The organism is Microbacterium sp. (genome assembly GCF_031178445.1).
Lineage (GTDB): Bacteria > Actinomycetota > Actinomycetes > Actinomycetales > Microbacteriaceae > Microbacterium.
The window spans coordinates 46,850-68,245 of sequence record NZ_JAPSIY010000007.1 but is presented as its reverse complement, the minus strand read 5'-3'; the positions used below and the strand labels follow the sequence as shown (position 1 = coordinate 68,245).

Genomic DNA, 21,396 nt, shown 5'->3' with positions numbered 1-21,396 from the left:
TAGCGATTGAGGAGACAGAGGATGGACCACGAAGAACGCGTGATCCTGCTGGACGAAGACGGCAGCCCGCGCGGTGTCGCACCGAAAGAAGGTGTGCATCACGCCGACACTCCCCTGCATCTGGCGTTCTCCTGTCATGTCATCGACGAGCGCGGACGCATCCTGCTGACGCGTCGGGCACTCGGGAAGGTGACGTGGCCCGGCACCTGGACCAACGCGTTCTGCGGTCACCCGCAGCCGTTCGAGCACATCCCCGACGCCGTCACCCGGAGGGCACACCAGGAGCTCGGCCTGGCGCTTCGCGGCATCCGGCTCGCACTGCCCGACTTCCGCTATCGCGCGGTCGACGCGTCCGGCATCGTCGAGAACGAGGTCTGTCCTGTGTATACGGCGGTGGCGGCAGGCGAAGTACACCCCGACCCTTCGGAGGCTATGGAGCATCGCTGGGTCGAGCCCGCCGACCTCGCCGGCGCACTCACCTCTGCTCCGTGGGCTTTCAGCCCCTGGCTGGTCATGCAGGCCGAGCAGATGTCGGGGGCAGGCGGCGAGATCCGCCCGGAGGCGTGGCGGGCGGCCGCGTGACGGGCCTTGCGACGACCGCCGGCCAGGGCGTCGAACGAACGATCGGCGACTTCTTCGCCGAGAGGATCGCGCGCGGCGAGCGCCTCGGACAGCCGCATGCCGATCTGTGGCGGCGGGCGGCGGAGGCCGCTGACGGAGGAAAGCGGCTGCGCCCGCGCCTGCTTCACCTCGCGCACGAGCACCTCGGCGGAGAGCACCGCGTCGATGCGGATACCGTGGCGGCGGCGCTGGAGGTGTTGCACACCGCCCTGTTGATGCACGACGATGTGCTCGACGGCGACCTCGTGCGCCGCGGGCGACCTAATCTGGCCGGCCGCTTCGCTGCCGACGCCATCGAGCACGGCTCCGCGGCGGGCGCGGCTATGGCGTGGGGCGCAGCCTCCGCCATCCTCGCAGGCGACGTGCTGATCAGCGGCGTGCACGCTCTGCTCGCCCGCGTCGAGCATCCCGCCCGTGCCGCGCTGCACGCCCTCGTGGACGACTGCCTCGCTGTGACCGCAGCGGGAGAGCATGCGGACGTCGGTCTCGCACTGGGCGTGATCTCCTCCGACGAGGCCGCTATCCTGCGCATGATGGAGCAGAAGACGGCCTGCTATTCCTTCGCCGCACCCCTTCAGGCCGGGGCGATGCTGGCCGGCGCCTCGTCGCAGACGCTCGAATCTCTCGCCCGGATCGGCGCCGGCCTCGGGCTGCTGTACCAGATGCGCGACGACGTCATCGGGGTGTTCGGCACGGAGAGTCGCACCGGCAAGACCGTGATCGGCGATCTGCGCGAGGGCAAGCGCACTCTGCTGGTCGCCTTCGCGGAGGACAGCGCGGACTGGCCCGAGGTGCAGCACCTGTTCGGGCGCGCGTCGCTCGACGAGAACGACGCCGAGCGGCTCCGGGCCGCACTGGTGACCTCGGGGGCGACAGAGCGGATGCAGGCGACCATCTCCGCGCACGGCGACCACGTGCGAGACGCGATCGCCGAGTCGGAGCTGCCGGGTCCGCTGTGCGATGAGCTGACGCGCATCGCCACCGAATGCGTGGAGCGGGACGCATGACCCGACGCACGGGGCTCGCGCTCTACACGCGCACGGCGCGCGCATCCTCCTCTCGAGTGATCCGCGCCTACTCCACGTCGTTCGGTCTGGCCAGCAGGCTGCTGCCGGCAGAGGTGCGAGCCGGCATCGCCGACGTGTACGCCCTCGTTCGAGTGGCAGACGAGATCGTCGACGGACCCGCGTCCGAGGCCGGCATGGGAGCCGCTGCGACACGAGAGCTTCTCGATGACCTCGAGCAGGAGACCCTGGCGGCACTCGCCAGGGGTTTCAGTGCCAATCTCGTCGTGCACGCCTTCGCGACCACGGCGAGGGCGACCGGCATCGACGCGTCGCTGGTGCGTCCGTTCTTCGCCTCCATGCGGATGGACGCAGGCGACGTGCACCTCGATCGCGAGGATTACCGCCGGTACATCCACGGTTCCGCCGAAGTCGTCGGCTCCATGTGCCTGCGGGTCCTCACTCTCGAGAGTCCGGGTCTGGAACTGGATGCCGAGATGGAGGAGGGCGCTCGCCGGCTGGGGGCCGCGTTCCAGAAGGTGAACTTCCTGCGCGATCTCTCCGAGGACGCCGGTCGCCTGGGCAGGTCGTACATCCCGGGGATCACCGCCGGCACCCTCACCGACGCCCAGAAGGACGCAGTGGTCGACGAGATCGCGGACGACCTGACATCCGCCTGGGTCGCGATCACACGGCTCCCGCGCGGCTCGCGCCGCGCGACCGCCGCCGCGGCCGCACTCTTCGGCCGGCTCAATGAGCAGCTGCGCGCCACTCCGGCGGCGGAGCTCCGGCGAAGCCGTGTCTCGGTGCCCACCGCGGTGAAACTGCGGCTGCTCGCCGGAGCTGCACTGGGCCGGGTGCACACATGACCGCGGCTTCGCGCACCGTGGTGATCGGCGGCGGCATCTCGGGGCTGGCCACGGCCGCGCTCCTGGCGAGCGAAGGCGCCGATGTCACCCTCGTCGAAGCGCGCGATGAACTCGGCGGACGAGCGGGGTGCTGGCGATCCGACGGTTTCAGCTTCGACACGGGCCCGTCCTGGTACCTCATGCCCGAGGTGTTCGACCACTTCTTCCGGCTCCTGGGAACGTCGGCCGCCGAGCAGCTCGACCTCGTGCGCCTCGACCCCGCGTACCGCGTGTACTTCGAGGATGAGGACGAGCCGTTCGATCTGCCGGCTGAAGGAGCACGGGATGCTCTCGTGTCACTCGACCCGGCGGCCTCCGACCAGTTGGACTCCTACCTCGCCTCGGCCGCAGAGACGTACGAACTCGCCACCTCGCGCTTCCTTTACAGCACCTACGAGTCGCTGCGCCCCCTCTTCACGCGCGACACCCTGCGCGGACTCCCCCGGCTCGCCCGGCTGCTGAGCGAGCCGCTCGACCGCCGCATCCGCCGCCACTCTCGTGACCTTCGTGTGCAGCAGGTGCTCGGCTACCCCGCGGTCTTCCTCGGCACCTCCCCATCCGCGGCGCCCGGCATGTACCACCTGATGAGCCACCTCGACATCGGCCAGGGCGTGCTGTACCCGCGCGGTGGGTTCTCCGCGGTGATCGACGCGATCGCCGGACTCGCCGCGCAGCGGGGGGTGAGCATACGCACCCGATGCCGCGCGCAGCGGATCGCCGTGCAGGACGGAGCAGTGGTCGGCGTCGAGGTCGAGGGACCGGCCGGCACCAGGGAGCACCTGCCGGCAGACGTCGTGGTGTCGACCGCAGACCTGCACGTCACCGAACATGAGCTGCTCGACCGGGAGCACCGCAGCAGGGACGAGCGCTGGTGGAGGTCGCGCGACCCCGGGCCAGGGGCGGTGCTCGCGTTGCTCGGCGTTCGCGGCGAACTGCCCCAGCTGGCGCACCACACGCTGTTCTTCACGCGGGAGTGGGAGGCGGGGTTCCAGGCCATCTACGGCGATCGGCCACGCATCCCCGACCCCGCGTCGATCTACGTGTGCCGCCCCAGCGCCACCGACGACGTCGCCCCCGACGGCCACGAGAACCTCTTCGTGCTGATTCCCGTGCCCGCCGACACGGCCATCGGCGTCGGCGGCGTGGACGGCAAGGGCTCCACCGCCGTGGAGCGCGCAGTCGACGCCGCGATCGCTCAGATCTCGACCTGGTGCGGCATCCCCGACCTCGCGGATCGGATCGTCGTTCGGCGCAGCATCGGCCCTGCCGACTTCGAACGGGAGTACGGGGCATGGCGGGGCGGCGCTCTGGGACCGGCTCACACGCTGCGTCAGAGCGCACTCCTGCGCGGATCGAACGCCTCGTCCAAAGTGAACGGGCTGCTGTTCGCCGGGGCGACGACCATCCCGGGGATCGGTCTTCCGATGTGCCTCATCAGCGCCGAGCTGGTCGTCAAACGACTGCGCGGCGACCGATCGGCCGGACCGCTGCCGGAGCCGCTGTGAGCATCATCTACCTGACGTTCCTGCTCATCTCGCTCGCCGGGGTGACCGCTCTCGACGTGCGTCACCGGCTGTTCCTCGGCCGCGATCCGCGCAGCGCCCTGGCGGTGCTGGCCATCGGGGTCGCCTTCTTCCTGCTGTGGGATCTCGCCGGCATCGGACTGGGTATCTTCTTCAGGGCCGACGGACCCTTCGCCACCGGCATCCTGCTCGCACCCGAGCTTCCGCTCGAAGAGCCGGTCTTCCTGCTCTTCCTGTGCGAGCTCACCATGGTGCTCGTCTGCGGCGCGGAGCGCCTGCTCACGCATCGACGGAAGGAGCGACGGTGACCTATCTGCTGCTGTGTGCGGCGTTCCTGATGGCCGCCGGAGTCGCCGCTCTCGTTCTGCGCCGGCCGGGAGGATCATCGCCGGCTGCGCTGGCGATCGCGGCCGCCGCACTCTTGCTGCTGACCGCACTGTTCGACAACCTCATGATCTCCGCCGGACTCTTCGCCTACTCCGACGCACACGTCTCCGGTCTGCGCATCGGCACCGCCCCCATCGAGGACTTCGCCTATCCGCTCGCCGCGGTGATTCTTCTCCCCGCCCTCTGGAGCCGGATGAGGCGGCGTGATGATCGCTGACCTGCTGACCGCTTCCCGGCCGCTGAGCTGGGTGAACACCGCGTACCCGTTCGCCGCCGCCTATCTCCTGTCCGCCCGCGAGGTGGACGTCGCGCTGATCGTCGGCACACTGTTCTTCCTCATCCCGAACAACCTCGCGATGTACGGCGTGAACGATGTCTTCGACTACGCCTCGGATCTCGCCAACCCGCGCAAGGGAGGCATGGAGGGCGCGGTGCTGGCGCCGGAGCGTCATCGGAGCGTCCTGCTCGCTGCGGTCTTCACATCTCTGCCGTTCGTCATCGCGCTGGTCCTCCTGGGCGGCGGCGCATCGTGGATCGTGCTCGCGATCGGCTTGTTCGCCGTCGTGGCCTACTCGGCGCCTCCCTTCCGGTTCAAGGAGATCCCCGTCCTCGACTCACTCACATCGAGCGTGCATTTCGTGAGCCCCGCTGTCTACGGCATCGCTCTGGCCGGTGGATCGCCGACCCCTGGGCTGATCGCCGTGTTGGCGGCGTTCTTCCTGTGGGGCGTCGCCAGCCACGCGTTCGGGGCGGTGCAGGACGTCGTGCCCGACCGTGAGGGCGGGATCTCATCGATCGCCACGGTCTTCGGTGCCGCCAACACGGTGCGCCTCGCCCTCGCCTGCTGGACCATCGCAGGGCTGCTCGTGCTCACCATCGGCCTGCCCGGAGCATTCGCGGCGCTGCTCGCGGTGCCCTACCTGGTCGCGGCCGCGCCATATGCGCGCGTGACGGATGCCGACTCCGCCCGCGCGAACCGCGGCTGGCGGCACTTCCTCTGGATCAACTACGCCTGCGGGTTCGTCGTCACCCTGCTGCTGATCCTGTTCGCGATGAGGACCGCGTGAGGATCGGCTGCCGTCGGTAGCGTGCCACCCCGATCAGGTGGTGGCACGTGCCGCCCAGGCAACGGCCGAGAGGGTGAACGGACGGTCTGGAGTGTCGAGATCCTCGCGGACGGCACCACGCACCGCTTCGATCTCATCCTGATCGAGTCCCTGCATGTACTGTCCGATCGGCCCGATCCCGGCGGTGTATCCGGACCACAGGTCGTCGACATCGCGATAGCCGCCCGTGGCCACGAGCTCGGTGACGCGGATGTCGCGCAGCGCTGCGCCTTCGAGGAGCTGGGCCAGATCGCCCTGCTGCGTGCCCAGCAGCCGATCACCGGCAGGCTCAGCCCCGATCGCGCGATGCGCGGCCCGCCAGAAGCGTGCGATGCTCTGCATCCGGCTGTGATCCCAGAAGCAGAGCGCGACCGTTCCGCCGGGTCGGGTCACGCGAACCATCTCCCGGACGCCCTGCTGCGCATCGGACATGAAGCCGACCACCAGCGATGACAGCGCCGCGTCGAAGGATCCGTCAGGGAAGGGCAGCCCCTCGGCTACGCCCTCCACCACCTGCACACCAGGAACACGCTCGCGGCAGGCCACGACGAAGGGCGGAGAGGGATCGATCGCCGAGACGTTCCCCGCGCCGACACGCCGAGCAAGTTCGGCGGTGAGCCCGCCCGGGCCGCATCCGACATCGAGCACGCTTCCCGCCCGCACCTCGGCGAAGTCCGCGAACGCCGGCGCCAGAGAAGGCAGGAAACGGCCGATCAGACGGTCGTATCCGTCTGCAGCGTGGAACATCCCCTGACCCATGGCCGCGTCCTCTCTTCCAAGAGAAGGATCTCACCGTCACGCGTCGCGCGACAGAGCGATCCGAAGGCGGCAGACGCCGCTCAGTCGAGCTGCTCGGTGAGCTCGAACCAGCGCAGCTCCAGCTCCTCCACCTCGCCCTGCTGCGCCTGGATCTCCTTCATCTTCTCGCCGAGGCCGGCGTAGTCGGACTGGTCGTGATCGGCCAGGGCGTGCTTGGCACGGTCGATCTGGTCGTTCAGCTTCTGCATCTTCCGCTCCAGCGCGGAGAGCTCCTTCTCGGCGGCCCTGCGGGCCGCGCCGTCCAGCTCGGGCTCGGTTGCCGCGGTCGAGACACGGGAGGCGGATGCGGCGGCCCCCGTCTTCTGCTCCAGGGACCGCAGCCGCAGGTACTCGTCGACCCCTCCCGGCAGATGCCGCAGGTGCCTGTCGAGGATCGCGAACTGCTGGTCGGTGACACGCTCGAGGAAGTACCGGTCGTGACTGACCACGAGGAGGGTTCCCGGCCAGGAATCGAGCAGATCCTCGATCGCGGCGAGCATGTCGGTGTCCATGTCGTTGGTGGGCTCGTCGAGGATCAGCACGTTCGGCTGGTCGAGAAGCACCAGCAGCAGCTGCAGGCGGCGCTGCTGACCACCGGAGAGGTCCTTCACGGGAGTGGAAAGCTGCGCGGACGTGAATCCGAGGCGTTCGAGCAGCTGACCCGGCGTCAGGTCCTGCGCCTTCGATCCGGCGCCGAACGTGTACGAGGTGCGCAGTCCGTTGATCACGGTGCGCACGGGGTCGTTCCAGTGCTGCGCCAGCTCGTCGATGCGCTGAGTCAACGTGCGCACCTGGACGGTCTTGCCCCGCTTGACCCTGCCGCTGGTCGGCTGGACGGTGCCTGCGATCAACCCCAGGAGGGTCGACTTGCCCGCGCCGTTGACGCCGAGGATGCCGGTGCGCTCGCCGGGAGCGATGCGCCACTCGACATCCTTCAGCACCTCCCGGTCGCCGTACTCGACCCCCGCGTCGAGGAGGTCGACGACGTCCTTGCCGAGGCGGGCGACCGCGAGCGACTGCAGCGACACGGTGTCGCGGATAGGCGGCACGTCGGCGATCAGGGCATTGGCCGCGTCGATCCGGAACTTCGGCTTGCTGGTGCGGGCGGGCGCGCCCCGGCGCAGCCAGGCGAGCTCCTTGCGCGCCAGGTTCTGCCGCTTCGCCTCGGATGCGGCCGCCATCCGATCCCGCTCGACGCGCTGCAGGATGTACGCGGCGTAGCCGCCCTCGAACGGCTCGACGATGCGGTCGTGCACTTCCCACGTCGCCGTGCAGATCTCATCGAGGAACCAGCGGTCGTGCGTGACCACGAGCAGTGCTCCGGCGTTCTTCGGCCAGCGCGTCTTCAGGTGACCGGCGAGCCAGGTGATCGCTTCGACGTCGAGGTGGTTGGTGGGCTCGTCGAGGGCGATGACGTCCCACTCCTCTGCGAGCAGCCTCGCCAGTGCGACCCGCCTGCGCTGCCCGCCGCTGAGCGAGGAGACCGACGCGTCCCAGTCGAGGTCGGCGACCAGGCCGGCGATCACGTCGCGCACCCTGGCGTCTCCCGCCCACTCATGCTCGGGGGTGTCCCCCACGACCGCACCGCCGACGGTGAGATCGTCGTCGAGAGTGTCCGCCTGGTCGAGGACTCCGATCGTGGTGCCGCCGCGCATGGTGACGCGTCCGGCATCCGGCTCCTTCCGCCCCGCGAGCATCGCCAGCAGGCTGGATTTGCCGTCGCCGTTGCGGCCCACGATGCCGATGCGGTCGCCCTCCTCGATGCCGAGGGTGACGGAGTCGAAGACGACGCGGGTGGGGTATTCGAGGTGGAGCCCTTCGGCTCCGAGGAGGTGTGCCATGTCCTCTCAAGGCTAGGCGACGTGCGGACGCGGTGGAGCCAGGTTCAGAGGCGGATGTCGGCGAAGGTGCGCAGACGCCGCCACGGCTCGGCCGCGGCCGTCTCGGGCAGCACGTTGGCGGCCGAGAGCTGGTCGAAGCCGATCCCGGCGAGCGCGGCGATGTCGGAGATGGGTGCCTGGAACGTGCGGAACGGACCGAGGTCGGGAGTACGTCCGCCTGCGGCCCCCCGCTCGATCTCCTCGGCGTCCAGCGCAGGCGTCTGGTCGAGGACGAAACCGGCCGCTCTGAGCACCCCATCGCGCTCCCAGGCCGCGATCTTGAAGAAGCGGAGCGGGATGCGGATGCCGCGGTACGGCGGATCAGCCGCACCGAGCACCGGAGCCGTGAAGACCGAGACGCGATGATCGTGCGCGTCCGCGAACTGCAGCACATGGTCTTCCAGGCCCACCCAGAGCTCGGCGGACTGATTGAAGGCGGAGGCCTGCGGCGCGGCGTTCGTGTAGTGGAAGGTGTCGCTGTTGGCCTCTCGTGCCCTGGAGCCCCACACGGGATCACGTCGGCGCACGAGGTGGCCGCGGTCGAGGTCGTTCCGCGCGTACACCTCCGGACCTGCCTGCCAGTCGGCGGGGATCCTGTCGTCGAGACGCCAATCGTCGCCACGTTCCACATCGACGAGCGCCGCGCCGTCGATGTTCACGGCGGTCAGCCGTGCGAGGCGACGACGGCGGTCGAGCACGACCGTGAAGTGCACGTAATCGAGTGTCACCGCCTCAGGGGCCGGGGGCGCAGACGACACGGGGAGCGGCACGACTACGGCGAGGAAGCCGGAATCGTATCCGAGCTCGGCGTCCTGACGGAGGTCGGCGTCGTTGCGGAGTTGGGGATCGCTTCCGGGTGCCATGCTTCGACCGTAGGCGTCTCGTCCGACATCATCGCTGACGGGAGGTGAACGGCGGAGGGCGCCCTGTGTGCATGCGAGCGGGCCGCTCCGGAGCATCCGGAGCGGCCCGCGGGTTGCGCAGTGATTACTTGTAGGACTGCACGATCTCGAGCAGGCTCGGCACGTTCGCGTACGCCTCCTCAGCGTTGTCCTTCGTGACGATCACCGGGTCGAGCAGGTACGCCGGAACGACCTTCTTGCCGTTGTCGTACTGCTCGGTGTCGTTCACCTCGACGTCCTCGCCCTTCTGCAGCTGGCCGACCATCTTGATGGCCTGCTCGACGAGGAGCACGGTGTCCTTGTTGATGGTGGAGTACTGCACGCCCTCCATGATCGACTTGACCGACTCGACCTCGGAGTCCTGACCGGTCACGACCGGCACGGGCTTTCCGGCCTGCTGCGCCGAGGTGATGATCGCGCGCGCGAGCGTGTCGTTCGGCGAGAGCACGCCGTCGATCGTCTCGGAGCTGTAGGTCGAGGTGAGGATGGAGTCCATCCTGCGCTGGGCGTTCTCGGCCTTCCAGCCGTCGGTCGCGGTCTGCGCGATCTCGGTCTGGCCCGAGAGCACCTTCAGCGTGCCGTCGTCGATCTTCGGCTGCAGCACGTCCATCGCACCGTTGAAGAACACCGCCGAGTTCGCGTCGTCGGGCGAGCCCGAGAACAGCTCGATGTTGTACGGCGCCTCGTGGTCGGCGCGCTCCGCCAACCCGTCGAGGAGGGCCTGACCCTGCAGCTGACCGACCTTGAAGTTGTCGAATGCGACGTAGTAGTCGACCGCCTCGGTGTTCTCGATCAGGCGGTCGTAGGCGATGACGTAGGCACCCGCATCCTTCGCCGCCTCGACCTGCGTCGAAAGCTGCTTGCCGTCCTTGGCGCCGATGATGATCACCTTCGCGCCGCCGGTCACCATGGCCTGGATCTGGTTCTGCTGCTCGGCGACGGTGTTGGACGCCGGCGCGTACTGCACGTCGGCCTGGAAACCGGCCTCCTCGAGACCGTCGGTGAACAGCTTGCCCGCGAGCACCCAGTTCTCACTGGTCTTGTCGGGAAGGGCCACGCCGATGGTGGCGTCGGCCGCGAAGCCCTTGGCCTCTTCGCCGGAGCCGCCTGCGCCGCCCTCGCCTCCGGTTCCGCCACCGCGCTCGGACGAGCATCCGGTCAGTGCGAACGCGCCCACGGCGACGATCGCTGTCGCCGTCAGAAGCATCTTCTTCATGTGATCTTCTCTCTCTGGTGTGATGACCGCTGGCGGTCGGGATGCGAGGCGTCCGTGCGCGGGCGCCTACTTCTTGACGACTTCGCGCTTCTTCGCGTCGTCGAGCTCGGAGGCGAGCGCCGGGAAGGGATCGGGATCGCGTCTCGAGAAGCGGCGGGTGAGGAACCCGATCACCGACGGGCGGCCCTGCTGCTTGTTCCAGACGTCGATTCCGACGGCGACCAGCAGCACGAGACCCTTGATCATCGCGACGACGTCGGCGCCGAAGCCGAGCAGTGCGAGGCCGTTGTTCAGGAACGCCATCACGAAACCACCGATGATCGACCCGATCACGGTGCCGATGCCGCCCGAGACGGCCGCGCCACCGATGAACACCGACGCGATGGCGTCCAGCTCCCAGCCGTTGCCGTCCTGCGGACCGGAGGCGGTCGCGCGGGCCACGTAGAGCATGCCGGCCAGCGACGCCAGCACCGACATGTTCATGATGACGAAGAAGTCGACCCACCTGTCCTTCACGCCGGAGAGGCGTGCAGCCTGCCTGTTGCCGCCGACCGCGTAGATGTGGCGACCGAACACGGTGTTGTTCGTGACGAAGCTGTACAGGATCACCAGCACGAGCAGGATGATGCCCGAGACGGGGAAGCTGGTGCCCTCGCGGCCGGTGGCGAACTGCCAGCCGGCGAGAAGGATGATCACCGACAGCAGCGCCACCTTCGTCGCGCTCACCCAGCCCGGCGCCATCTCCGATCCCATCCGCCGCTGAGCACGGCGGGTCCAGACCTCGTGGAAGACGATCCACGCGATGCCGGCGATGGCGAGGATCATGGTCGGCACGTTGAACGGAAGGGGCAGGGCGACCTCGGGCAGGTATCCGGCGCCGATGTAGGTGAACTCCCTCGGCACGGCGACCGTCGTCGACTGCCCGATCCACTGGTTGGCGCCGCGGAAGAACAGCATGCCGGCCAGCGTCACGATGAATGCCGGCACCCCGACGTACGCCACCCACACGCCGTGCCACGCCCCGACCAGCACGCCGACCCCGAGGCCGATCAGGACGCCGCCCCACCACGGCACGTTCCATTCGGCCATGGCCTTCGCCACGATGATTCCCGTGAACGCGGCGACCGACCCGACCGACAGGTCGATGTGCCCCATGATGATGACCATCACCATTCCGATCGCGAGGATCAGGATGTAGGAGTACTGGTTGACGACGTTGATCAGGTTGCCGGGAGACAGCGTCAGCCCCTGGCCCTTCTCGAGGAAGGTCCACAGCTGGAACACGATCAGGATGACGATCAGGCTGCCGAGGATTCCGAACTGGCGAAGCGCCGAGCGGCCTCCCCCGCCGAACATCTTCTTGATGTCGCCGAAGTGGAAGCCCTCGCGCGCCGGTGTCGTGTCGGTGCTCATGCGTTCGCTTTCTGGTTAGCGGAGGTCATGCTGCGCATGAGCGCCTCCGGAGTGGCCTGGGAGGAGGGTATGCAGTCGGTGACGCGCCCCTCGAAGACGGTGTAGATGCGGTCCGAGATGCCGAGCAGCTCGGGCAGCTCACTGGAGATGACGATCACGCCCTTGCCCTGCGAAGCCAGCTCGTTGATGATCGAGTAGATCTCGTACTTGGCTCCGACATCGATGCCGCGGGTGGGCTCGTCGAGGATCAGCAGATCGGGGTCGGTGAACATCCACTTCGCCAGTACGACCTTCTGCTGATTTCCGCCCGACAGCTTGCCCACGCCCTCCTCAACGCTCGGCGTCTTGATGCGCAGCGCCTTGCGGTAGCGCTCGGCCACCGCGAACTCCTGGCGATCGTCGACGACCCCGCGCTTGGCGATCTTCGACAGCTTCGCCGCCACGATGGAGCGCTTGATGGTGTCGAGCAGGTTGAGGCCGAGCACCTTGCGGTCCTCGCTCACGTAGGCGAGCCCGTGCTTGATCGCGGCTGCGACATCCGGCAGCAAGATCTCCTGCCCGTCCTTGATGAGCGTGCCCGACTGGAACAGCCCGTAAGAGCGGCCGAAGATGCTCATGGCGAACTCGGTGCGACCGGCGCCCATCAGACCGGCGATGCCGACCACCTCGCCGCGACGAACGTCGATGCTGGAGCCCTTCACCACCATCCGCTCGGAGACGGTCGGGTGCTGCACCCACCAGTCCTTGACCTCGAAGAACACCTCGCCGATCTCGGGCGTGCGGTCGGGGTAGCGGCTCTCCAGGGAACGGCCGACCATGCCGCGGATGATGCGATCCTCGTTGATCTCGCCGCGCGAGATGTCGAGGGTCTCGATCGTGCGGCCATCACGGATGATCGTGATCTCATCGGCGATCTGCTCGATCTCGTTGAGCTTGTGGCTGATGATGATCGACGTGATCCCCTTGCCCTTCAGGCCGAGGATCAGGTCGAGCAGATGCTGCGAGTCGTTCTCGTTCAGGGCTGCCGTCGGCTCGTCGAGGATGAGCAGCTTGACGTCCTTGTTGAGCGCCTTGGCGATCTCGATCAGCTGCTGCTTGCCGACGCCGAGGTGCTTGATCGCGATGTCAGGGTCCTCGTCGAGCCCTACGCGGGCGAGCAGCTCGACCGCACGCTGTTTCTGGGCACGCCAGTCGATCGCGCCGAGGCGGCGGATCTCATTGCCGAGGAAGATGTTCTCCGTGACCGACAGCTCTGGGATCAGTGCGAGCTCCTGATGGATGATCGCGATGCCGGCGGCCTCGCTGGCAGCGATGTCCCTGAAGCGCTGCTCCTCGCCGAACAGCACGATGTCCCCTTCGTAGGTGCCGTACGGGTAGACGCCCGAGAGCACCTTCATGAGCGTGGACTTGCCTGCGCCGTTCTCGCCGCAGATGGCGTGCACCTCACCGGTGCGCACCGTGATCGACACGTCCGAGAGCGCCTTTACCCCGGGGAACTCCTTGGTGATGCGACGCATCTCGAGGATCGGGCCCGAGACCGCCGGCTGCGATGTGGTGATGCTCACGAATCTTCCTCGATACAGGCGTCATGCTCCCGCATGCACCAATGTGACCGTTCACATTGGCTAACCCATGGTGCATCGCGCCGCCCGCGGTGTCAAGTGGATGCGAGGTATTCGCGATCTCACCGTGACGAGGAGGATTCGCGCAGCCGCAGCTCCGGCTCGAGGGCGCCGAAGACCGGCACCCGCTCCCCGCGGATCTGCGCCAGCAGGATGTGCACCGCGCGTCGGCCCACCTCGGTGAAGTCCTGGTGCACGGTGGTGAGCGTGGGCGACACATGGGCGGCGACGGGGATGTCGTCGAAGCCGACGACGCTGATGTCGTCCGGCACTCGAAGGCCGGCGTCACGGAAGCCGTGCATCAGGCCGATGGCCATCAGGTCGTTGGCGGCGAAGACGGCGGTGAAGTCCGGCCGCCTCGAGAGCTCCTGCCCGGCGAAGTAGCCGAAGTCGGCGGTCCAGTCTCCGCGGATCGGCGGGAACGTGGGCAGGTCGGCGTCACGCAGCGCGTCGAGGTAGCCGCGCATGCGCGACTCGGCCTCGATCCAGTCCTGCGGTCCGGCAAGGTGCAGGATGTCCGAGTGCCCCAGGGAGATCAGATGCTCGGTGGCGATGCGCGCTCCGGACACCTGGTCGGCCGAGAGGGTCACCCCATCCGAGCCGGAGGCCGTCTGCAGGCTGACGTAGGGGACGGATGCCGCCATTCCACGGAGCACGTTGAACACGCGCACCTGCGGCGCGAGCACGACGATGCCGTCGACGTGCTCACGTCCGAGCTGGCGCACAGCGGCGCCGATCGCTTCGGGAGTCGTCTCGGTGAGGTTCAGCGTCGACACCGAGTAGCCCTCGTCACGGGCGGCCTCCTCGATCGCGGCGATCGAAGAGGTCGGTCCGAACTCGCCGATCGTCGCGGACAGGATTCCGAGCGTGTTCGATCTGCTGGTGACGAGCGCTCTGGCGGCGAGGTTGGGGCGGTAGTCGAGCACGGAGATCGCGTCGAGCACCTTGGCCTTGGTCTCGGGGCGGATGCTGGGGTGGTCGTTCAGCACGCGCGAGACGGTCTGATGCGAGACGCCGGCGAGACGCGCCACGTCGCGGATGCTCGGCGTCCTGGCACGTTCGGAGGCGGCGGTCACTGCATGCCTCCTCGCATGTGCACGTTCACATCAGCGCTTCCATCATGGCATGCTGCCGCCGCGGCCCGCATCCGCGGACCGGTCGCGGCGTCGGTCAAGGGATGATCCGCGCCCCTGGAACAGGGCCGTGCACGTGCAGCGCATCGCGGCCCGTCGCGCGCAGTTCGTCCTGAACCGTGCGCGCCACCTCCGGACCCGCGCAGAGGAACGCGAGAGTCGGGCCAGACCCCGATACGATCCCCGTCAGGGCGCCGAAGCGCAAGCCGTCGGCCAGCGCGAGCGCGAGGTCGGCGCGGTCGGAGATCGCCGCCGGCTCGAGGTCGTTCATCATCACAGGAGCGAGCTCCTGCGCATCGCCGACGCGCAGAGCGTGCAGCATCGCGACGGGCACCTCCAGCGTCGGCGCCGCGTCGTCCGCCAGCCCCTCCCCCTGACTGCGCATCTCGTCCAGCCGCCCATAGACGACAGGCGTCGACAGGCCTTCATCGCTCAGAACGAGCACCCAGTCGAAGCGTCCGCGCGCGAGCGCCGGCGTCAGCTGATCGCCGCGACCGGTTCCGACGGCGGTGCCTCCGTGCAGGGCGAACGGCACGTCGGCGCCGAGCCGCGCGGCCAGCTCATGCAGCCGGTGCGGACCGAGGTCTGTGCCCCACAGCGCGTCGCATGCGACGAGAGCAGCCGCCGCATCCGCCGAGCCGCCGCCCATCCCGCCGGCCACCGGAACGCCCTTTCGGATCATCAGGTGCACACCATCGGCGACTCCGGCGGTGTGGGCGAGCAGCTTGGCGGCGCGCATCGCGAGGTTCCGGTCGTCTGTGGGCACGTCGGCGACGTTCACATCGCCGATGACCTCGATCGAGAATCCGTCGGACGGGTGTGCGTAGACGTCCTCATACAGCGACACCGCCTGGAAGACCGTCGCGAGCGCGTGATACCCGTCGTCGTGCCGGGGCCCGACGCCGAGGTAGACGTTGATCTTCCCCGGTGCGCGCACGTGCACGGCATCCGATCGATGCGCCATGGTCATCGTGCGCTCACAGCTCCGAGGAGGTCGCCCACAGGTTCACATCTATCCCGTGCGCGAGCGCGTCGATCGCCGTGAGCTCCTCGTCGCTGAACTCCGGGCCGTCCACGGCCGCGAGGTTCTCGTCGAGCTGCTCCGGCCGCGACGCACCGATCAGCGCCGAGGCGACCACCGGATCCCGCAGCGTCCACTGCAGCGCGAGCTGCGCCAGCGACTGCCCGCGGTCGGCGGCGATGTCGTTCAGCCCGCGCAGGACCGCGAGTCCCTCCTCCGACACCGGCGCATCAGGCAGGGAACGGCGCTTCTGCGCACGGTCGGCTCTGCCGTCGGCGAGGTACTTCCCGCTGAGCAGGCCCTGTGCCAGCGGCGTGAAGGCGATCGCCCCGAGCCCCTCGGCGCGCAGCGTGTCGGTCAAGCCGTCCTCGATCCAGCGGTTGAGGATCGAGTACGAGGGCTGATGGATCACCAGCGGGGTGCCGAGGTCACGGGCGACGGCGACCGCCTCCGCCGTGCGCTCCGCACTGTACGACGAGATCCCGACGTACAGCGCCTTGCCCTGACGAACGAGCGCGTCCAGCGCTCCGATCGTCTCCTCCACCGGGGTGACCGGGTCGACGCGGTGCGAGTAGAAGATGTCGACGTAGTCGAGGCCCATTCGGGTCAGAGACTGCTCGGCGCTGGCGAGGATGTACTTTCGGCTGCCGAGGTCGCCGTACGGGCCAGGCCACATGTCCCAGCCGGCTTTCGACGAGATGATCAGCTCGTCACGATAGGCACGCAGGTCCTCGGCGAGGATGCGGCCGAAGTTCTTCTCTGCGGAACCATAGGGTGGGCCGTAGTTGTTGGCGAGGTCGAAGTGCGTGATGCCGCTGTCGAAGGCATGCCGCAGCAGAGCGCGCTGGTTGTCGAGCGGGATGTTGTCTCCGAAGTTCCACCACAGCCCGAGGGAGATCGGCGGCAGGTACAGCCCGGAGGATCCCACCTGACGATATCCGTAGCGCTGGTAGCGACCGGGAGCGGCGGTGTAAGGCCGGTGGAGCTCGGGAACGTCGGGACGGTAGCGCGGTTCGGTCACGTTGACAGGCTATCCGGATACGGCCATGCCCGCCCTCTGCGAGTCAGGCCGCGACGGGGGCGACGCGCGCGATGCGGTGATAGTCATCCACCGTGAGATCCTCCCCGCGAGCCGTGGGTGCCACGCCGGCGGCCTCGAGCGCCTCGGACGCGGCGGCGGATCCGCCGAAGACGCCAGACAGCGCCTGGCGCAGCATCTTGCGGCGCTGGTTGAACGCGGCATCCACGATCTCGAAGGTGCGCCGACGCTCGATCTCATCCCCGCGCGGATCGGCGTCGCGGTGGAAGCCCACCAGCAGACTGTCGACGTTCGGCACCGGCCAGAAGACCTGCCGCGAGACGTTGCCGGTGAGACGCCATGGACCGTACCAGGCGGCCTTGACGCTGGGGGCGCCGTAGATCTTCGAGCCCGGCTTCGCGGCGAGCCGTTCCGCCACCTCGGCCTGAACCATCACCACCCCGCGCTCGAGCGCGGGGAAGGTCTCGAGAAAGTGCAGCAGCACGGGAACCGAGACGTTGTAGGGCAGGTTGGCGACGAGCACCGTCGGCTCTCCGGGCAGCTCGGTGACGCGCATGGCATCGGCATCCACCACCGTGAGCGCACCATCCGGCACGCCGTGCTCAGCGGCCGTCTGCGGCAGGCGAGCGGCCAGACGGTGATCGATCTCCACGGCCGTGACCGCGGCTCCCGTCTCGAGGATCGCGAGCGTGAGCGAACCGAGCCCCGGCCCGATCTCGACGACCCTCTCGCCCGGCCGCACGGACGCCGCCTGCACGATCTTGCGCACCGTGTTCGCGTCGACGACGAAGTTCTGACCGAGCTTCTTCGTCGGCGTCACGTCGAGCTCGGCGGCAAGACGGCGGATCTCGGTCGCGCCGAGCAGAGAGACGGTCATCCCCCCATTCTCACGCATGTCCGGTGATGGCCCTATGCTCGACCGGGTGACCGCACTCGGAGAGCTCATGGCGCCGCGCCGCATGGGGCGCGATTTCCGCTGGCTGCTGGCCTCTTCCTGGACGAGCAACGTCGGCGACGGCGTGGCTCTGGCGGCCGCTCCGCTGCTGATCGCCTCGATGACCTCATCGCCGATCCTGGTCGCGTCGGGTGCGGTGCTGCAGTTCCTGCCCTGGCTGCTCTTCGGTCTGCACGCGGGCGCGATCGCCGACCGCTTCGACCGGCGCCGCATGGTGATGTTCGCCAACGCCGCACGCGCCGTCGTGCTCATCGCGCTGTGCGCCTTCCTGGTCACGGGCACCGCGAACATCTGGATCGTGCTCGCCGTCGCCTTCCTCTACGGCACGGCCGAGGTGTTCGTCGACACGGCCGCCAGCACGTTGCTTCCCATGCTCGTCAAACCCGCCGACCTGGGTATCGGCAACGCTCGGCTCCAGGCCGGCTACCTCGTCGCGAATCAGTTCGCCGGCCCTCCGCTCGGGGCGTTCCTGTTCGCCGCCGGCGCTGCATGGCCGTTCCTGCTCGAGGTGCTCTGCGTGCTCCTCGCGATCGTGCTCGTCTCGCGCATGGCCGCGACTCCGGTGCCGGCCCGCGCCGAGACCGATGTGCGCACACCGGTGCACACAGACATCGCCGATGGCATCCGCTGGCTGTGGCGAAACCCGCCTGTGCGGATGCTCGTGCTCATCATCCTGCTGTTCAACATCACCTGGGCAGCCCCGTGGGGCGTCCTCGTCCTGTACGCCACCGAGCATCTGCAGATGGGCGCGATCGGCTACGGCGCACTGACCACGGCATCCGCCGCGGGGGGCCTGCTGGCCACCATGAGCTTCGGATGGCTGGAGCGGCATGTCTCGTTCGCGACGCTGATGCGCGTGTGCCTGTCGCTGGAAGTGCTCATGCACCTTGCCTTCGCGCTCACGACCACCGGGTGGGTGGCGCTGGTGATCATGGTGTGCTTCGGCTTCTACGCCTTCGTCTGGGGCACGATCTCCACCACGGTGCGCCAACGGCTCGTGCCGCACGAGCTGCAGGGCCGGGTGTCATCGGTGAACATGGTCGGCGTGTTCGGCGGCATGGTGATCGGGCAGGCTCTCGGCGGCGTGATCGCCCAGACCTGGGGGCTGACGGCGCCGTGGTGGTTCGCGTTCGCCGGGGCGGCGCTCACCCTGGTGCTGGTGTGGCGCCCGATCTCGCACATCGTCAGTGCGCGGCCCGTGCTGACGGAGACCGGCTCCGTCGCCGTCGCAGGGGACGAAGCGCGTGCAGAGGACTCTCAGTCGAACGCGCCGTAGACGGCCAGGGTGTTCGCCGCGAGCTGCGCGCACAGCTCGTCGACGTCCATGCCGAGCTCCGCCGCCATGAAGCGCACCGTGATCGGCACGAGGTAGGGAGCGTTCGGCCGGCCGCGCAGCGGCACCGGCGTGAGGAACGGCGCATCCGTCTCGACGAGAATGCGGTCGAGCGGCGTGACCTTGAGGGCGTCGCGAAGGCTCTGTGCGTTCTTGAAGGTGACGTTGCCTGCGAACGAGAGGTGGTAGCCGGCGTCGGCCGCGATCCGCGCCATCGCCTCATCGCCCGAGAAGCAGTGGAACACCGTGCGCTCCGGTGCGCCGACACGCCGCAACGTCTCGAGGACGTCGTCGTGCGCATCGCGGTCGTGGATCTGCATGGCGATTCCGTGCTTCTTCGCCAGCGCGATGTGCGCCTCGAAGGACTCGTGCTGAGCGGGTCGGCGGGGCTCGTCGGTGCGGAAGTAGTCGAGGCCCGTCTCGCCGATCGCCCGCGTGCGCGGGTGCGCGGCGAGCTCGTCGATGACGGCGATCGCCTCACCCAGTCGGCCCTCCGCAGCGTATGCGGGGGCGTCGTTCGGGTGGATCGCGACGGCGGCGAGCACACGCCGGTCGGATGCCGCCGCATCCACAGCCCAGCGTGAGGACTCGATGTCGCCCGACGCCTGAACGACCCCGGCGATGCCGACAGCCTGCGCACGGTCGAGTTGCTCGCCGAGGCTCAGCGGCTCGATGCCGTCGGTGATCTCGAGGTGCGCGTGGTTGTCGTACACCGCGACCGCGAGCGGCTCGGGCGCCGACGGGTAGCGCAGATCCTTGCGGCCTTCGCTGGATCGCGCCTGCACGTACGTCTCCGCCATGTCGCTAAGCGGTCTGCTCCACGCGCGGGAACAGCGGCGCCAGTGCGGCCACCGTCGTGCCCGGCTGCAGGATGCCCCACGCACCGGCCTCTCGCAGCGGCTGGTCGGTGAGCGCACCGAGCGACTGCTCGGCTCCGAGCGCCTCCCACAGCTTCGCGGTCGCCTGCGGCATCACCGGCGAAAGCAGCACGGCGAGCGCCCGCAGGCCCTCGGCGCAGGTGTACAGCACAGTGCCGAGGCGGGAGCGCTTCTCGTCGTCCCTGGCCAGCGCCCACGGCTCGTTCTCGGTGATGTAGCCGTTCAGGGCGTCGACGATGGTCCAGATCGCATCGATGGCCTCGTCGAGGCGGAAACTGTCCACAGCCGCGTCCGCCGCTGATGCGGCATCCGCCACCGTCTGCTGGATGGCGAGGTCGGCCTCCGTGTACTCGGCCGCCTCGGGCACGACGCCGCCGAAGTACTTCTCGATCATCGCGACCGTGCGCGAGGCGAGGTTGCCGAAGCCGTTCGCGAGCTCGGCCTGGTAGCGGGCCGAGAGGTCCTCCCACGAGAACGAGCCGTCCTGGCCGAAGGCGATCGCCGACAGGAAGTAGAACCGGTACGCGTCAGAGCCGAATACGTCGGTGATCTCGGTCGGCGCGATGCCGGTGAGCTTCGACTTCGACATCTTCTCGCCGCCCACCAGCAGCCAGCCGTGCGCGAAGACGCCCTTGGGCACCTCGAGGCCCGCGGCCATCAGCATTGCCGGCCAGATCACGGCGTGGAAGCGCAGGATGTCCTTGCCGACGACGTGGTAGCCGGGCCACCGGCGGTCGAACGTCTCCTGGTCGGCACCGTAGCCGATGGCTGTGGCGTAGTTGAGCAGCGCGTCGACCCACACGTAGATCACGTGCGACTCGTCCCACGGCAGCGGGATGCCCCAGTCGAACGTGGACCGCGAGATCGAGAGATCCTTCAGCCCCTGGCTGACGAACGAGACCACCTCGTTGCGCGCCGAATCAGGACGCACGAAATCGGGCTGCGTGCGGTACAGTTCGAGCAGCCGGCCCTGGAACTCGCTCAGCTTGAAGAAGTAGTTCTTCTCCTGCAGCAGTTCGAGCGGCTTGGAGTGGATCGCGCACACCTTGAGTCCCTCGAAGGGACCGGTGCCGTCGACGATCTCGGATTCGGGCTTGAACTCCTCGCAGCCCACGCAGTAGAGCGCCTCGTACTCGCCGGCGTAGATGTAGCCCGCGTCGTACAGCTTCTGGAAGAACACCTGCACGTTCTTCTCGTGCCGCTCCTGGGTCGTGCGGATGAAGTCGTCGTTCGCGACGTCGAGCGTCTTCAGCAGCGGGAACCAGCTCTCGCCGACGAGCTTGTCGACCCACTCCTGCGGGGTGACGTCGTTCGCAGCCGCCGCACGCAGCATCTTCTGGCCGTGCTCGTCGGTGCCCGTGAGCATCCAGGTGTCATCGCCGGCCTGGCGGTGCCAGCGGGCGAGCGTGTCGACCGCCACCGTCGTGTACCCGTGTCCGATGTGCGGCACGTCGGACGGGTAGTAGATGGGCGTGGTGATGTAGAACGAGTCGCCTGCGGGCATGGCATCGATTCTAGGCGGGAAGCGGGGGCGGGTTTGTTTCGTGACTCTTGCTGTCGGGGCGGGCTGCGGACCTTCCCTGGGCTCGCAGAGCGGGTTCCCTCCCGCTGCGCGGGCCCCTCCCGATGCTCGCTCCGGGAACGTCCTCCGCCCTCC

Annotated in this window: 20 protein-coding genes; 8 read left to right on the top strand and 12 right to left on the bottom strand. The window is 68.5% G+C overall.

The genetic code is table 11. From position 1 onward, the window contains the following. The first annotated feature begins 21 nt into the window (after window positions 1–21). The 7 genes from idi to RIN43_RS11155 are packed head-to-tail and all read left to right on the top strand — an operon-like array spanning window position 22 to window position 5,510. Window positions 22–582 carry an isopentenyl-diphosphate Delta-isomerase gene (idi, locus tag RIN43_RS11185; RefSeq protein WP_309129002.1) on the top strand — a complete coding sequence of 187 codons (561 nt, stop codon included), beginning with the start codon at window positions 22–24 and terminating at the stop codon, window positions 580–582. After that, window positions 579–1,628 carry a polyprenyl synthetase family protein gene (locus RIN43_RS11180; protein ID WP_309129001.1) on the top strand — a complete coding sequence of 350 codons (1,050 nt, stop codon included), beginning with the start codon at window positions 579–581 and terminating at the stop codon, window positions 1,626–1,628. Before idi ends, RIN43_RS11180 begins: the two co-directional genes overlap by 4 nt. Beyond that, window positions 1,625–2,494 carry a phytoene/squalene synthase family protein gene (locus tag RIN43_RS11175; protein ID WP_309129000.1) on the top strand — a complete coding sequence of 290 codons (870 nt, stop codon included), beginning with the start codon at window positions 1,625–1,627 and terminating at the stop codon, window positions 2,492–2,494. Before RIN43_RS11180 ends, RIN43_RS11175 begins: the two co-directional genes overlap by 4 nt. Beyond that, window positions 2,491–4,038, top strand: a complete 1,548-nt coding sequence (gene crtI / locus RIN43_RS11170) for a phytoene desaturase family protein (RefSeq protein WP_309128999.1) — start codon at window positions 2,491–2,493, stop codon at window positions 4,036–4,038. Before RIN43_RS11175 ends, crtI begins: the two co-directional genes overlap by 4 nt. Next, the gene (locus tag RIN43_RS11165) at window positions 4,035–4,364 is read left to right on the top strand and encodes a lycopene cyclase domain-containing protein (RefSeq protein WP_309128998.1); all 330 of its coding nucleotides are present in this window, start codon (window positions 4,035–4,037) and stop codon (window positions 4,362–4,364) included. The genes crtI and RIN43_RS11165 overlap by 4 nt, the downstream gene beginning before the upstream one ends. Then, complete coding sequence (locus tag RIN43_RS11160) at window positions 4,361–4,660, top strand: lycopene cyclase domain-containing protein (RefSeq protein ID WP_309128997.1); 300 nt, start codon at window positions 4,361–4,363, stop codon at window positions 4,658–4,660. Before RIN43_RS11165 ends, RIN43_RS11160 begins: the two co-directional genes overlap by 4 nt. Beyond that, the gene (locus RIN43_RS11155) at window positions 4,650–5,510 is read left to right on the top strand and encodes a prenyltransferase (protein WP_309129129.1); all 861 of its coding nucleotides are present in this window, start codon (window positions 4,650–4,652) and stop codon (window positions 5,508–5,510) included. Before RIN43_RS11160 ends, RIN43_RS11155 begins: the two co-directional genes overlap by 11 nt. A gap of 33 nt (window positions 5,511–5,543) precedes the next feature. On the opposite strand, the gene RIN43_RS11150 is transcribed toward RIN43_RS11155, so the two are convergent. From RIN43_RS11150 to rsmA, 10 genes are all read right to left on the bottom strand, one after another. After that, on the bottom strand, window positions 5,544–6,308 hold the full coding sequence (locus tag RIN43_RS11150) for a class I SAM-dependent methyltransferase (RefSeq protein ID WP_309128996.1): 765 nt from the start codon (window positions 6,306–6,308) through the stop codon (window positions 5,544–5,546). Window positions 6,309–6,388: 80 nt separating this feature from the next. After that, window positions 6,389–8,188, bottom strand: a complete 1,800-nt coding sequence (locus RIN43_RS11145) for an ABC-F family ATP-binding cassette domain-containing protein (RefSeq protein WP_309128995.1) — start codon at window positions 8,186–8,188, stop codon at window positions 6,389–6,391. Between the two features lie 44 nt (window positions 8,189–8,232). Further along, the gene (locus RIN43_RS11140) at window positions 8,233–9,090 is read right to left on the bottom strand and encodes a DNA/RNA non-specific endonuclease (RefSeq protein WP_309128994.1); all 858 of its coding nucleotides are present in this window, start codon (window positions 9,088–9,090) and stop codon (window positions 8,233–8,235) included. A gap of 124 nt (window positions 9,091–9,214) precedes the next feature. Then, window positions 9,215–10,345, bottom strand: a complete 1,131-nt coding sequence (locus RIN43_RS11135) for a substrate-binding domain-containing protein (RefSeq protein WP_309128993.1) — start codon at window positions 10,343–10,345, stop codon at window positions 9,215–9,217. 66 nt (window positions 10,346–10,411) lie between these two features. Then, window positions 10,412–11,758, bottom strand: a complete 1,347-nt coding sequence (locus RIN43_RS11130; protein WP_309128992.1) for a sugar ABC transporter permease — start codon at window positions 11,756–11,758, stop codon at window positions 10,412–10,414. Continuing rightward, complete coding sequence (mmsA, locus tag RIN43_RS11125) at window positions 11,755–13,275, bottom strand: multiple monosaccharide ABC transporter ATP-binding protein (protein WP_309129128.1); 1,521 nt, start codon at window positions 13,273–13,275, stop codon at window positions 11,755–11,757. Before mmsA ends, RIN43_RS11130 begins: the two co-directional genes overlap by 4 nt. Before the next feature lie 167 nt (window positions 13,276–13,442). Continuing rightward, entirely contained in the window at window positions 13,443–14,456 is a 1,014-nt protein-coding gene (locus RIN43_RS11120) for a LacI family DNA-binding transcriptional regulator (protein WP_309128991.1), read from the bottom strand. Window positions 14,457–14,550: 94 nt separating this feature from the next. After that, a complete protein-coding gene (locus RIN43_RS11115; protein ID WP_309128990.1) occupies window positions 14,551–15,483 on the bottom strand; it encodes a 4-(cytidine 5'-diphospho)-2-C-methyl-D-erythritol kinase in 933 nt (310 codons plus the stop codon). Between the two features lie 7 nt (window positions 15,484–15,490). Further along, complete coding sequence (gene mgrA / locus RIN43_RS11110; RefSeq protein WP_309128989.1) at window positions 15,491–16,555, bottom strand: L-glyceraldehyde 3-phosphate reductase; 1,065 nt, start codon at window positions 16,553–16,555, stop codon at window positions 15,491–15,493. Between the two features lie 43 nt (window positions 16,556–16,598). Beyond that, window positions 16,599–17,450 carry a 16S rRNA (adenine(1518)-N(6)/adenine(1519)-N(6))-dimethyltransferase RsmA gene (rsmA, locus tag RIN43_RS11105; RefSeq protein ID WP_309128988.1) on the bottom strand — a complete coding sequence of 284 codons (852 nt, stop codon included), beginning with the start codon at window positions 17,448–17,450 and terminating at the stop codon, window positions 16,599–16,601. Between the two features lie 82 nt (window positions 17,451–17,532). On the opposite strand from rsmA, the gene RIN43_RS11100 reads away from it, so the two are divergent. Next, on the top strand, window positions 17,533–18,804 hold the full coding sequence (locus RIN43_RS11100) for an MFS transporter (protein WP_375163741.1): 1,272 nt from the start codon (window positions 17,533–17,535) through the stop codon (window positions 18,802–18,804). Here the strand turns inward: RIN43_RS11100 and RIN43_RS11095 are convergent. Both RIN43_RS11095 and metG read right to left on the bottom strand, forming a co-directional pair. Then, window positions 18,786–19,661 carry a TatD family hydrolase gene (locus RIN43_RS11095; RefSeq protein ID WP_309128986.1) on the bottom strand — a complete coding sequence of 292 codons (876 nt, stop codon included), beginning with the start codon at window positions 19,659–19,661 and terminating at the stop codon, window positions 18,786–18,788. The genes RIN43_RS11100 and RIN43_RS11095 overlap by 19 nt on opposite strands. 4 nt (window positions 19,662–19,665) lie before the next feature. Beyond that, complete coding sequence (metG, locus tag RIN43_RS11090) at window positions 19,666–21,243, bottom strand: methionine--tRNA ligase (protein ID WP_309128985.1); 1,578 nt, start codon at window positions 21,241–21,243, stop codon at window positions 19,666–19,668. Between the last annotated feature and the right edge of the window lie 153 nt (window positions 21,244–21,396).